Here is a 13,125-nt window from a genome sequence, read left to right as displayed (position 1 = left end):
TTATACATCAGCCGGGATTCGAACCCGGGTTCGAGCGTTGGCAACGCCCGGTGATGACCGCTACACTACTGATGTGCTCTGGTGCCCAGACCCGGATTCGAACCGGGGACAACTGCCTCTTCAGGGCAGCGCTCTCCCACTGAGCTACCTGGGCAGGCAAAATTTACCATTCACCTGAGAATGGTAGCCTGTTTTCTGCTTTCCGGAAAAATCTCCGGAAAGTTTTTGAGTGGGCCCGCTGAGATTCGAACTCAGGACCTCCGCCATGTCAAGGCGACGTCATAACCGTCTAGACCACGAGCCCTTTATGTTATTGTTTCTGCTTCAGGAAATACTTCTCCGGAGCATTTGTTTTTAAAAAAGTTATACATCAGCCGGGATTCGAACCCGGGTTCGAGCGTTGGCAACGCCCGGTGATGACCGCTACACTACTGATGTGCTCTGGTGCCCAGACCCGGATTCGAACCGGGGACAACTGCCTCTTCAGGGCAGCGCTCTCCCACTGAGCTACCTGGGCAGGCAAAATTTACCATTCACCTGAGAATGGTAGCCTGTTTTTTGCTTTCCGGAAAAATCTCCGGAAAGTTTTTGAGTGGGCCCGCTGAGATTCGAACTCAGGACCTCCGCCATGTCAAGGCGACGTCATAACCGTCTAGACCACGAGCCCAGTCGTTATTTGTTTCCGTTTTTCGCACCAAAGTGCAACTCCATAGTACGCATCATCATTTATATAAGTTTTGGGTGGTCCGGGCTTTTTTTACTCAAATCAGCCTCCAGAAAATAAAGAACTTTACATTCTGATAGCCGATTTTCCGCTGCTGCCTCATACTTTTCAATTCTGGCTCAGATTTTTAGCCCTGCTCAACTCTTGAATACTCTTCTATACTTTTAATTCTCCATCCTTACTTCCTCTTACCTGCTTACTCATCACATTCTTCCCTTTAATGTACAATTCTAATTCGATTCCAAATCTTATTTTCAGAGTCTCCCATCTATAATCATTAGATCAAACATGCTTCTAAAATAGGATGAACTCAATATCCCGGTTGAGGGTAACATGAACGGAGCATTCGATGATACAGGGACGTCCCGCACAATCCCGGAAATACAGGATAAAATTGATGCCGGAGACGCTGTAGTCCTTACGGCCACAGAAATTAGCGCGAGAATTCGGGCAGGGGAGGAAATAGGGTTTGAAGATGTGGATGTTGTAACTACTGCAACGCGCGGCATTATGAGCGGAACATATGCCGTACTTTCGTTCAAAGTCTCAGAGCCCGACTCGTTTGTCAGGGCGTCTGAAGTCCTGCTTAACGGCGTACCTGCCGTTGTAGGGCCCTGCCCCAACGAAAGGCTTGGAGTACTGGACCTGATCGTACTCGGGACAGCTCACAGTGAGTTAAATCCCGATTACGGAGGCGGGCATTTATTCAGGGAGATGGTAGAAGGAAAGACCATTAAAGTTGATGTAACTACAAGTGAAGGAAATCGTTTTTCAGTGGAAACGCGGCTATCTGAAATCCCCTATGCGAAACTCCATGCAACAAGACATGCCTTTAAAAATTACCGGGCGTTTGTAAATCCCGGAAAAGAACCCATTAATACTATCTTCCATGCCCTGCCGTTTGAAGGTGAATTTAAAGAGATGACCTTTTGTGGCTGCGGCGAGTTAAATCCAATAGAAAACGATCCCGGGCTTGAGACTATAGGGATCGGGACAAGGGTGCTACTCAACGGAGCGGATGGATTTGTTACGGGTGCTGGCACCCGAAGCGCTCCGGATAATCCTAACCTCACAGGTTTTGCGGACATGCACGACATGCTCCCTGAATACATGGGAGGTTTTGTAACATCTGCCGGTCCTGAAATTATCAATACCTGGGCTGTCCCGATCCCGATACTTCACGAAGGTATGCTGGAAAATATCCTGAAGCTCGATAAGGAAATTCCGCTTAAGCTTGTAGACCTTGCAGGTCGGATCCCGCTCTGCGAGATCACTTATGGCGATGTATGGGATAATGCCGACCTGAATATAGAATACGAGCCCGGAAAATGTATTAATTGCAAAGATTGCCTTGTAATTGAAGCCTGTCCCATGGGTGCCGTCAGCAGGGAAGAAAACGGAGCCGTACACCGCCCGGAGTTTTGCTTTAACTGCGGACTATGCATCTCAAGATGCAGAGGGGAAGCCTTTACTGCAAACCTGGGCTCTGTCAGGTGTGCAACCGGGGGATGCCCTAGGGATATTAAGGTCACGCTACGCCAGTCCGATCGCGCAAGGGCAATTATAGCAGCCGAAGAGCTCAAAGGGAAAGTCCTCACCGGAAGGTTCAGGCTCACTGAGCCTGTAGAAAAAATAAGCTGGAGAGGGTAATAAAAAAGCTTGTTGAAAGTCAGAAACTCGAAGTAAAAACTTCAGATCGGTATGCTGAAAAATCCCGGTTTGGAGAAAATAAGGCTAGAGTAAGCAATTGCCGTCCGGCATGTTTTCTCACGCCCTTCTCTCCTTTAGCACTCCTCAATTGTGATTGTTATTTTTCTGGTTATCTGTTTTCATAGCTCCTATCCTAAAAGATTTTTAGTCCCCTGCCTTTAAGGCTTCCCTGGGCAGCCTTTCTATTTTTTAAGTTTCTTTATACTCTCAGCTTTTAAAGCCTCTTTAAAGCGTTTTGTAACTTCCTCAGGGCTCAGGGGAATGTTAGGGGCTTTTGTATTCCCGGGTTTCAGGATTACATGGATAAAGGAAAGTTCCTGTATGTCCCGAAACTTCCTGAAGGTTTCAATTAGCCCCTCTCTGCTGTTTGTTTTAGCCGTGTTCTGAATCCCGCAGGCATTTGCAAGAATTTCCAGGTCGATATAGCGAAGGGCACAGGTTTCCTGCGAGCCCGTGGAGCCATATGCGCCGTTGTCAAGGCAGACAATTATCAGGTTCTTCGGGGCTTCTCTGGCAATTTCGAGCAGGGCATTAGGATTCATAAGCAGGCTGCCGTCCCCATCAAAGGTCACGACGGTTTTCTCGGTTTGAAGAGCAAGACCAAGCCCTATTGACGAGACAAGCCCCATTGAGCCGAACATATAGAAATTAAGATCTCTGTCCTTGCAGGCATAGAGTTCCTTACAGGGTACTCCCAGATTTGTTACCGTAATTTCCCCATCGAGTTCGGAAGCAATTGCACAAATTGCATCGTTCCTTAGCATGACTGGCTTGAGTGTCTCCCCTGTAAAATTAAATCTGCATGTCCTTTCCATAATCTCCGGCTTTTCCGGCATTCCTGCGATTTCCCAGGCACAGCAGTCCGATTTTTCCCAGATCTTGGGTGAGATCAGGGCTATATGCGGCCTTAAATTCTCAAAGGCATCTTTTATTACGTTTTCAAGGAAAGGAAGCTTTTCGGGTTCATCAATTATTGTATATTCCAGTCCTGCCCCCTCAAGGATTGCAGGCAGGTGGACACCAAGCGGAACCTGTGCCTCTATACCTTCGCCATAGACCCCTCGCCAGCTTGTCAGGACAGGCAGGGGGATCTTACATATTATATTCAGGGATTCCAGGGCGTTAATCATATTTCCCAGCCCTGTGCTCTGGATGAGCATCATGGGTTTACCCCCTGCAAGGTAAGCTCCGGCACAGATGCCCACCCCATTCTCTTCTCTCGTCAACCGGATTTCAGGAAAATTCTCCGAAATCAGGGGAAGCAGGTTCTTGATCCTGTCACAGGGCAGGGTTGCAGCAAGGTCTATACCTGCTTTTTTCATGATTGCTATGACTTCTTCTTCCGGGCTTGCCATGAAACCACCTCTTCAGTTTCTTCTCTAATTTTTCTGTCGCTTCTCCAAATTCAGATATTTTCTAAATTCGGATAGTTTCCTGATTGGATCTCTTTCCAAACTCAGTTCTTTTCCCAATCAGATGTTAAGTTCTTCGAGAGCCACATCCGGGTCCCTCGCAGTAGCTACCGGCGGGATCTGGAAAAGGTCAAAGTCCTCTTTCAGGCGACTGTATCCTCCGCCTGCAATATTCAGGAGAATAGTTTCGTCTCTTGAGATTTTTCCGGCTTGTACAGCTTTTAACAGGGAGGCTGCCGCCACTGCTGAGGGAGATAGGATATCAATACCTTCAAGTGACTCAAAAAGAGCCTTAGCCTCAAGGGCTTCTTCTCTTGTAACTGCATACATTATTCCGTCAGTATCAACAAGTGCGTCATAGAGTCCGCCTGTAACTCCGTACGGGGGAGCCCGGTTGGTAAGTACGGTGGCGTAGGTTTCTTCGATCCGTTTCTTTGCATCATTCATGTCAAGTTCGGGAATTATCTCTCTTCTTCTTTCCTGCCAGGCATTATACATGGGCACAAACGGAAGGTTCTGGGCAAGCTGGAGTTTCGGAAGTTTTCGCCCGTACCGCCCGTCTTCCTTGAGACGTAATGCGGCTTCCCAGGCTGAAATTCCTCCAGTACCGCTTCCGACAGCCTGGAAATAATGGTCAGGAATTTTCCCTATTGTCATGGCTGCATCCAGCATTACAGTGCCCATCCCGTCTCTTCTGGCAACGTTTCTCGCTCCGCCTTCGGGAACCATGCCAGGCAGTTTTGCAAGCCTGCCTGCAAGATTGATAGCATCCGTGTAATCATTTCCAGGGCTCATGCGTATAAGATGAATAGATTCGGTCGGTTCCTCGGGCAACCATAACTTTGAAACTCCGGAATCCGGCACAACTATGTAGACATCAGTGCCTGTCAAAGCCGATACGTGAGCAAATGCCCTACCTGTATTTCCGGCAGAGGCAAGGACTATAGCTTTTCCACCGGTTTCTTTCAGGAGCTGCATGGTCGGGTAGGCTTCGAGTTCTTTGAAACTGCAGGTTCTAACGAAAGCCCCTTTTTCGGGCCAGTACCCACTGAATCCTATATAAAGGTTTGAAAGCCCCAATTCCCTGGCAAGGGCTTCGCTTTTGTAAGTTATGGGTCCTGCATCCGTAGTAAGCTCTTCCTGAATTGGGAGCCAGGAATGGAACCTTCCGATTCCGGGCTGGTTTCTTAGTTCCAGCGTTTTTTCGTAATAGTCCGCCCGCAAAAGAGAGTTGTCATTTTCACAGGTGAGCCTGTATTCCTGACCATATTCTCTTCCACACTTGAGACATTTTAGGTTGAATCTTCCCATGGCTATCAAAGAAAATTGGGTTTCTTATTAAATATATATTCCTGAAATGTGTATAAAATCACCTTTTTGTGCCATGTGTCTGAATAAATGTCCTTAGCCGGAAATTACTTTCTTCGGAAAGGAAGAACAGCTCCTCTTAAAGCTTAAGACGAGAAGAATAGATCAACTGTGGAGAGATAAGCAGAGATAAAAGGAAATTTAAAGGCTTCTGGAAATGGAAGCGCTATTTGAGCATTGGATCCGGAATCCGGGAATTTCGATCAGAGGTTAATTAAAAGCCAGTTAAAAGCTGATTAAATCCAGTTAAAGGTTAATTAGAAGCCAGTTAAAGGTTAATTAGAAGCCAGTTAAAAGCTAATCTAAGCTATACCGGACCTTTCTCAAACATAAAATGTATTCGGGGTGAATTTTGCGTGTTGAATATTTCTCCTGGCGCCCTCTGGATAAATCACAGTTAGGGTATCAGGCGCCATTCCAAATTCCCGGGACTCGTGCAGGTAATATTCATCACTCCTTCTGGAGACGCCTTTCACCTGAATCAAAGCACTGCTTCTCCCTATCTCCTTAACTTTCACATTCTCAAAGTCAAAAAAAATCTCCTCTATCTTGGGCTCCAGATGCTTGCTCCCGAAAAGAAATATATACGCCTGGGCAAAAGGGCTTAAATGGTACTCAATACTAATTTTCGCATCAGTTTTACTGAAGGCAATTTCCATACTGTCCAGATGGATATACTTTCCTTCCCTGAACTGATCAGTATTAATAATCCCCGGAGATAACTTTGCAGCCATCAGGGCAGCCGAGATTATAAGCGCAATCGTGATTATAGCTTTTATTTTCATGGCTCTTACGCAGTAATTATTCTTTAGTCTAATATTTCTTTCCTCTATTTCTGCAATAATATTAAATAATGCCAGTGTAAAGCTACTCCTGACTAACTGACAAATTCCAGCCAGATCAAATAATAACAAGGCCGGGAAATAAAGAGACCGAAAAATAACAGGATCATAAAATAATCAAACTACAAAATAACGAGACCAGAAAATGAGCAGAAATATTAACTTCGTGTGCCCCAAATGCGGTAATAATTCTTACGAGACCGGCGAAATCCGCACCACAGGCGGTTTTCTCAGTAAACTCCTAGACCTCCAGAACAAGAAATTCACCCACGTCACCTGCAAACGCTGTAAATACACCGAATTCTACCAGGCTGACAGCAACATGCTGGGAAATATTTTCGACCTGTTTACTTAAATTTACTTAAAGAGACTATCCCAAAACTTATTTTTATCCTCATGATGAGCATGTCTTAAAATTAAACTTAATTCTACAACTATATCGGATTCATATGTTTTTTCCAGGACGTTAGAATCGAAAAATTACATCATTTAATGTTTACTGTACTTTATTTTTATATCTTGAGTGCGTAAGCTCCATGAAATAAAATAATACCTTTAGATCAATTTGTATTAAATTTCAGAAATTCGAAGAATTTCTTTCTCGTTTTGGAACTGAGTAAATAGAAAGAAAATTGTGCTGTATGGGGGGAAATAATGAGAAAAGTTCTGATTATATTGATAGTTTTACTCAGCATATTCCTGACAATAGGATGCACGGAAAATAAACCGGTAACTCAAAATGAAACTGGAACACCAGAACAAGCTGTAACTCCTGTTGAAGCAGTCACTCCAACTGGAGAAGAGGCAACTGAAATACAGACTGCAACCGAAATGCAGAATGCAACAAACAAATCTGAGATGAAAGAATTTACACTTCAAGAACTTGCAGAGTACAACGGTAAAAATGGGAAGGCATACGCTTCCTATCAGGGTCAGGTTTATGATGTCACTGATGAGAATATCTGGATAAATGGCAGTCATAAAGGATGCAATGCTGGGACAGACATAACTGGAAAAATAGACCAGACACCGCATGGAGCTGAAATATTAAAGGGTTATCCTGTTGTCGGGACTTTGAGAGAATAACCTTACTCTATAATCTATAAAAATAGAATTCCATCGACTGTTCCAGAATGGGTTAGAAAATCAAATTTTGAGTTTCTGGATAGGCTCGAAGTTAAGCCACTAAGGAGATTTTCAGGTAATCACCAGCCTTCTTACCTTTTTTGACATTTTGAGTACTTGTTAATCGTGGCAGGAGGGTAGTGTCTTTAACGGAGCTTTTCACGCATATCGAGTGCTTTCTCATATCTTTGTTTTGCCTCTTCAATGCGCCCCATATCAGAAAGCAAGGTTCCTAAATTGTTGAGTATAGCTCCTACATCTGATTGGTAGGCTATGTTTTCGGGGTCGTTTTCGAGGAGTTTATAGCTTCTTCGGCTTTTCTAAGCTCTTTTAAGGCTTCCTTGGGGTTACCTTCTTACATTGAAAATGAGGTCTTTTGAAAATTTTCTTCTGTTGAATCTCTCAAACGCCCTGACACAGTAAAAGAATAAATTCAGGATAGCTTAAACATTGTGTTTTTTGTGCTGTAGTTGTAGCAAAAACCGTGAGAACAAGAGATTATTGATTCTTATCCTCTGTATACCGGGAAAAGCCGCGCCGATGGAGCGTGGATAATTCGGACTCAGGCGACTGATTACAGTTGCTGCGTTCGGGTTTTTTATCATTTAATTTTTTTGCCGCCCGAAAATTAACCCATGTTTTTTAACTATTTTTTTAATAATTTGATGTTAATTGATCTCTGAAATGGGCGTCTGGGAAAAGGTAAATAACGTTAATGGAGAAATAAAGGAAGAAAAAGATAAGGAGTGTTGGGGGAAGGGTAGAATCGAGATTCCTGAAATCAGAAAACGAGAAAAAATTTACCTTATACTTGTGGGTATCTTTCTCGCAGCTATCCTCTTTTATACCTTTTATATCGGGCAGCTTCTCTGGGGCATAGTTATCGATGTCCTTATCCTGAGGCTTTACTTCCTGCTGAAATGGGAAAGAAGTCACTTCACGGAATGTTACCTGGAAGAAGAAGAAGCCGGAACTCCGCACGATCCCCGGATGAAAAGGAAAGTCAGGCTTGCAAATATTGCTGTTACCCTTTTCGTGCTGGGGCTGGTTATTTATTCGTACTTTACCTTTCAGTTCATCTGGGGAATCGTTGCAGGCCTCTTGATTTTACTTTATGTGCATATGCTGCTATTTTCGAATAACAATCTTTAATGTTCGGAATTATCAGGCTTATCCGGTTTCTCCGGATTTTCCTGCTTTTCTACTTTTTCCAGTCTTTCCAGCCTTTCACGGGTCAAAGCAATGGCTTCCTTAATGTTCTCATTTTCGGGCTGCTGGGCTAGAAGGTTTTCCTGCATGGCAAGGGCTTTTTCAAGGTACGGTTTTGCAGAGTCGCGCTTTTCCGGGCCCTGGCGGATGAGGCAATTTCCAAACTGGCTGAGCGCGACTGAAAGCTCGGCCTGGTAGCCGAGGTTTTCTGGCTTTTCTTCGAGGAGCTTTTCGTAAAGCTCAATTGCCTGCCTGAGCACCTCACAGGCTTCTTCAAAAGAGCTCATGTCCGTGAGGAGAACCGCATAATTATTCAGGTTCTCGCCGGCATAGGATCGGAAAACTGCATTTTCAGGCTCTTTCTCCAGAAGGTTTACATATGTCTTACAGGCACGGGTATAGTATTCGGCAGCTTGTGAAATTTCACCTTTCTTTTTAAGCAGGTTTCCGGTATTGCTCAGGGTTGTGCCCATATAGTGCTGGTAATCAATATTCTCGGGGTCGGCTTTAAGGAGTTCTGAGCCTGCATTAAGTGCCCTTTCATAGGTTTCAAGGGCTTCATCATATTTAGCCGCAGTATAAAGGATACTTCCACGCGTAAAAAGAACATAATAAAGGGCGTCAGTAGATTTTGCTCTTTTTGCGGAGTCTTCGGCTTTATCTAGGGTTTCAAGGGCTTTATCCAGCTTGCCTTTTTTGATCTGGGCTACAGCACTATGAATTTGCTTCAGAAGGAGAAGATTTCTTACCTTGCTTCCGGACATAAGAGAAAAAAGCCTCTTGTTTTTTTAAATAGATGTCGATACCGGTTTATGAGCAGCTGCAGGGATATGGCTTCATTAGATTTATTTCAGCCTGAGCCAGTCTGAACCAGTCTGAACTAATTTTGACATCTCATTTCGGCTCTGAGTCAGTTTTGAATCCGCGGACCATGCTCAATGTATATATAGGGGAGATATCATAAATGACTTGAGACTTCTTAAACACCGATTTGAAAATTAATTTTTGTTGCGTTTTCGAGCCAAATGCGCAACTAGCGAATAGTATATAACAAGAGGTTTCTATATATTGTATATACAGTGGTAGGTTAATTTTATATACCGTAAGTTTATATAATTAGCCGAAGTATGGATGGGGTACAGTAACTTCAGGAATTCGTTATTGTGACACCCGCTTTTACCAATCATTTTATCACTAATCCCATTATTTTTCGAAAACGTCAAATATAAATATTGTTTAGTAACGTCTATTTAACAACGTTCGAATATGTGAGCTAACCATGGTGTATAATAGTAATCAGAACATAGACGAGTCTTCGGGGAAGATGGACGAACCCGCTCAAGATATAGGCGAGCCCGTTCAGGACGTAGACAAGTCTGCGGCCGACCAGAAGAGGGATGAGTCCGGTAAGGGTATGACTGGGCCTGAACCCAACCAGGTTAAAGCCGAGTCTGAATCCGGTCAGGACATGGATGAAGATGTTGACATCGGCTTCCTGTTTGAAAATACTTCTAATATAGATGTACCCAAACTTCTAATTGACCAGGTGCTGGGGCAGGAGCATGCCGTAGAAGTTGTGAAAAAGGCAGCCAGCCAGAGACGGCACATTATGATGATAGGGACCCCAGGTACAGGGAAATCCCTGCTTGCAAAAGCAATGGCAGAACTTCTTCCTAAAGAAGAGCTCAAGGATATTCTTGTATATCCTAACATGGAAGACCTGAACAACCCTAAAATCAGGGAGGTTCCTGCCGGAAAAGGCAGAGAAATCGTCATGGCTCACAAGATGGAAGCCAGGAAGAAAGCCCAGGCCAGAAATATGCTCATGATGCTTTTTGTTGTGGGCATTATTATCTACTCTTATTTTGTTGCCCAATTACTATGGGGCATTATTGCAGGCATAATGATTCTCATGCTGACCCGCCAGTTCTTGCCTAAAGAAGAAATGATGATTCCGAAGATGGCGGTTTCCAATTATGATAAAGAGCACGCACCATACATCGATGCAACCGGAGCTCACGCAGGCGCTCTGCTTGGGGATGTAAGACACGACCCGTTCCAGTCAGGCGGGCTTGAGACTCCTGCTCACGACAGGGTGGAGGCAGGAGATATCCACAAGGCTCACAAAGGTGTGCTCTTTATTGACGAAATCAATACTCTCAGGCTGGAATCCCAGCAGAGCCTCCTGACTGCGCTCCAGGAAAAGGAATATCCTATTACCGGGCAGTCCGAGAGAAGCTCAGGCGCTCTTGTAAAAACCGAGCCAGTGCCCTGTGATTTTATTATGGTTTCTGCAGGGAACTTGGACGCCGTGCAGAAGATGCATCCTGCGCTCAGGTCAAGGATAAAAGGTTACGGTTACGAAGTCTACATGCGGGACTCCATGGAAGATAGTGCCGAGAACCGGAAGAAAATGGTCCGTTTTGTTGCCCAGGAAGTTGTCCGGGACGGGCACATCCCTCACTTTGATGAAGGTGCAGTGGAGGAAGTAATCCGGGAAGCCAGAAGGCGGGCAGGCAGGAAAGGACATCTTACCCTGAAACTGCGTGACCTTGGCGGGCTCGTACGTGTGGCAGGAGATATTGCCCACTCTGAAGGAGCTCAATTAACAACCTCAGAACACGTACTTGCTGCAAAAAGAATCGCAAGATCCATTGAGCAGCAGCTTGCAGACAGCTACCTGGAGCAGCGCAAGGAATATGAATCCTTCCTCAGAAGAGGTTCTGCTGTGGGCAGGGTTAACGGACTTGCAGTTATGGGCGGGGACTCCGGGATCGTACTTCCTATCGTGTCCGAAGTCACCCCTGCAATTTCCGGATCCGAGGGCCGGATTATAGCAACAGGTAAGCTCAAAACGATCGCAAAGGAAGCGGTGCAAAACGTCTCTGCTGTCATAAAAAATATGACAGGTACGGATATCTCCAGACACGATGTCCATATCCAGTTTGTAGGAACCTACGAAGGCGTGGAAGGCGACAGTGCATCGGTTTCCATTGCAACGGCTGTCATATCTGCCATCGAAAAGATTCCTGTTGACCAGACTGTTGCAATGACAGGCTCCCTTTCAGTCAGGGGAGATGTCCTGCCAGTAGGCGGAGTTACCTATAAGATTGAGGCTGCAGCCCAGGCGGGTATGAAGAAAGTCATCATCCCGAAAGCAAATGAAGCAGATGTGCTCATTGAAAAATCATACCGGGAAAAGATTCAGATTATCCCTGTTTCCACTATTGCGGAGGTAATGGAACACAGCCTTGTGGGGCCGAGAAAGAACTCAATTATTGAAAAACTCCGAAGTATCACAAGGCTCAGCTTCGATATTCCTGAGGTTTCACCCGCTTCCGTACAGGCTAAGAATCTTTTTGGGTGCAGGAACTGATCAGGACAGGTATTATGCAGGATATTAACATGCAGGATATTAAATTTTATGACTGCAGGATAATTGAGGGCAGTTCCACCTCAATTATTCTGGATAACGGAAAGATCGAGGAAATTTCCAGAAACTTCACAAAGGGAGCCGGCATAAGGGCTCTCTGCGGAGGCTCCTGGGGCTATACCTCCGTAGAGGGAGATATCGACCTTAAAAAAGGTATCGAAGCTGCCTCAAAACTCGCTTTTTCTATGAACGACGGCACTCCCAAGGAAGAAGTAGAACTTGCGGTCGTAAATCCTCCTGAAGTAAAGAACCTTCCCGAAATCAGGATTGATCCGAGAGACGTTTCTATTGAGGAGAAAGTCGATCTTTTAAAGAGCATAGAAACCAGTGCGAAAGTAAAGGGCATCAACAGTACCAAGGTAATGTATCTGGAGTCCGAGTTTAAAGTCGAATACAGGAGTTCCGATGGTATTGAATCGGGGTATGAGCTTCTGAACGTCGGCTTTGCGGTCTCTGCGGTTGCTTCCGAGAACGGAGTATACCAGGCAGGAAGGGAAAGCCGCTTTGGGTACGGATATGAGCTTTTTAAGAAAGAGAATGTTCTGGAACTTGCCGGCAAGGCAGGGAATACTGCAGTTGAACTCCTCAATGCGAAAACCCCTAAAGGAGGAGAAATGCCTGTAATTCTTGACCAGGAACTGGCTGGCGTCTTTGCCCATGAAGCCGTTGGGCACGCATCCGAGGCCGATCTCGTCCTTGAAGGAGATTCCATTCTTGAAAACAGAATTGGAGAACAGATTGCATCTCCTCTTATTACGATTATCGATGACCCTACCCTGCATGAGTTTGGGTATTATCCTTTTGACGCTGAAGGAGCACAATCAAAAAGGACAGAAATAATCAAGAACGGAGTCTTTAATTCTTATCTCCATTCAAGGGAAACTGCAGCGAAACTGGGGGGAACGCCTGGGAACTGTAGAGCTCAGGGCTATTCCATGCCTGTTGTCAGGATGAGCAATACCTTCATAGATAACGGGGATGCCAGGTTTGAAGAGATGCTCGAAGAAGTAAAGAACGGGATGTATCTTATAGGGTCCAGAGGAGGACAGGTTAACACCGGAGAAGGAATTTTCCAGTTCAATGCCGAAAAAGGATACCTTATAAAGAACGGAGAACTCACCGAACTCATACGGGACGTTTCTCTCTCCGGCAAAACCCTTGAAATTCTCAACCATGTAGCTCTTGTGGGTAACGATCTGAAAATGACCGCAGGCAGATGCGGAAAAGCCGGGCAGCTTGTGTCCGTATCCGACGGTTCTCCTCACCTGACGATCTCAAAAGCTCTGGTAGGAGGTGCCTGAA

11 protein-coding genes and 6 tRNA genes are annotated in these 13,125 nt (G+C 45.1%); 6 read left to right on the top strand and 11 right to left on the bottom strand.

The genetic code is table 11. The features are described 5' to 3' along the window. Window positions 1-3: 3 nt before the first annotated feature. The 6 genes from EQO05_RS13260 to EQO05_RS13235 form a co-directional block, all read right to left on the bottom strand. Window positions 4-75 (bottom strand) — tRNA-Gly (locus EQO05_RS13260). 4 nt (window positions 76-79) lie between these two features. Continuing rightward, window positions 80-154, bottom strand: a tRNA-Phe gene (locus EQO05_RS13255). Window positions 155-230: 76 nt separating this feature from the next. Next, window positions 231-304 (bottom strand) — tRNA-Val (locus EQO05_RS13250). A gap of 62 nt (window positions 305-366) precedes the next feature. Then, window positions 367-438: transfer RNA gene (locus EQO05_RS13245), tRNA-Gly, on the bottom strand. A gap of 4 nt (window positions 439-442) precedes the next feature. Then, window positions 443-517, bottom strand: a tRNA-Phe gene (locus EQO05_RS13240). 76 nt (window positions 518-593) lie between these two features. Then, a tRNA-Val gene (locus tag EQO05_RS13235) sits at window positions 594-667 on the bottom strand. A gap of 390 nt (window positions 668-1,057) precedes the next feature. On the opposite strand from EQO05_RS13235, the gene EQO05_RS13230 reads away from it, so the two are divergent. Beyond that, window positions 1,058-2,374: a methanogenesis marker 16 metalloprotein gene (locus tag EQO05_RS13230; protein ID WP_128507261.1), complete on the top strand. Its 1,317-nt coding sequence runs from the start codon at window positions 1,058-1,060 to the stop codon at window positions 2,372-2,374. A 242-nt stretch (window positions 2,375-2,616) separates the two neighbouring features. Here EQO05_RS13230 and comE read toward each other — a convergent pair whose 3' ends face one another. From comE to EQO05_RS13215, 3 genes are all read right to left on the bottom strand, one after another. Continuing rightward, complete coding sequence (comE, locus tag EQO05_RS13225; protein WP_128507259.1) at window positions 2,617-3,789, bottom strand: sulfopyruvate decarboxylase subunit beta; 1,173 nt, start codon at window positions 3,787-3,789, stop codon at window positions 2,617-2,619. 117 nt (window positions 3,790-3,906) lie between these two features. After that, entirely contained in the window at window positions 3,907-5,157 is a 1,251-nt protein-coding gene (locus tag EQO05_RS13220; protein WP_128507257.1) for a cysteate synthase, read from the bottom strand. A gap of 380 nt (window positions 5,158-5,537) precedes the next feature. Beyond that, window positions 5,538-5,999, bottom strand: coding sequence for a hypothetical protein (locus EQO05_RS13215; protein ID WP_128507256.1), 462 nt, complete (start codon window positions 5,997-5,999; stop codon window positions 5,538-5,540). Window positions 6,000-6,201: 202 nt separating this feature from the next. On the opposite strand from EQO05_RS13215, the gene EQO05_RS13210 reads away from it, so the two are divergent. Next, a complete protein-coding gene (locus tag EQO05_RS13210; RefSeq protein WP_128507254.1) occupies window positions 6,202-6,411 on the top strand; it encodes a zinc ribbon domain-containing protein in 210 nt (69 codons plus the stop codon). 299 nt (window positions 6,412-6,710) lie between these two features. Next, window positions 6,711-7,142 (top strand): cytochrome b5 domain-containing protein, encoded by a 432-nt coding sequence (locus tag EQO05_RS13205; RefSeq protein WP_128507252.1) that lies wholly within the window; start codon window positions 6,711-6,713, stop codon window positions 7,140-7,142. Between the two features lie 185 nt (window positions 7,143-7,327). On the opposite strand, the gene EQO05_RS13200 is transcribed toward EQO05_RS13205, so the two are convergent. Further along, a complete protein-coding gene (locus EQO05_RS13200) occupies window positions 7,328-7,429 on the bottom strand; it encodes a tetratricopeptide repeat protein (RefSeq protein WP_255420861.1) in 102 nt (33 codons plus the stop codon). A gap of 424 nt (window positions 7,430-7,853) precedes the next feature. Here EQO05_RS13200 and EQO05_RS13195 point away from each other — a divergent pair, with 424 nt between their 5' ends. Continuing rightward, window positions 7,854-8,333, top strand: a complete 480-nt coding sequence (locus EQO05_RS13195; protein ID WP_240664685.1) for a hypothetical protein — start codon at window positions 7,854-7,856, stop codon at window positions 8,331-8,333. On the opposite strand, the gene EQO05_RS13190 is transcribed toward EQO05_RS13195, so the two are convergent. Then, entirely contained in the window at window positions 8,330-9,154 is an 825-nt protein-coding gene (locus tag EQO05_RS13190; protein WP_128507250.1) for a tetratricopeptide repeat protein, read from the bottom strand. The genes EQO05_RS13195 and EQO05_RS13190 overlap by 4 nt on opposite strands. A 515-nt stretch (window positions 9,155-9,669) precedes the next feature. Here EQO05_RS13190 and lonB point away from each other — a divergent pair. Continuing rightward, window positions 9,670-11,766, top strand: coding sequence for an ATP-dependent protease LonB (gene lonB / locus EQO05_RS13185; RefSeq protein ID WP_128507248.1), 2,097 nt, complete (start codon window positions 9,670-9,672; stop codon window positions 11,764-11,766). Window positions 11,767-11,795: 29 nt separating this feature from the next. Continuing rightward, window positions 11,796-13,124: a TldD/PmbA family protein gene (locus tag EQO05_RS13180; RefSeq protein ID WP_240664684.1), complete on the top strand. Its 1,329-nt coding sequence runs from the start codon at window positions 11,796-11,798 to the stop codon at window positions 13,122-13,124. Window position 13,125 lies beyond the last annotated feature (1 nt).

The sequence above is a fragment of the Methanosarcina sp. MSH10X1 genome, from assembly GCF_004099695.1.
Classification (GTDB): domain Archaea; phylum Halobacteriota; class Methanosarcinia; order Methanosarcinales; family Methanosarcinaceae; genus Methanosarcina.
The sequence above is the reverse complement of the archived record's forward strand: the minus strand, read 5'-3'. Positions and strand labels throughout refer to the sequence as shown.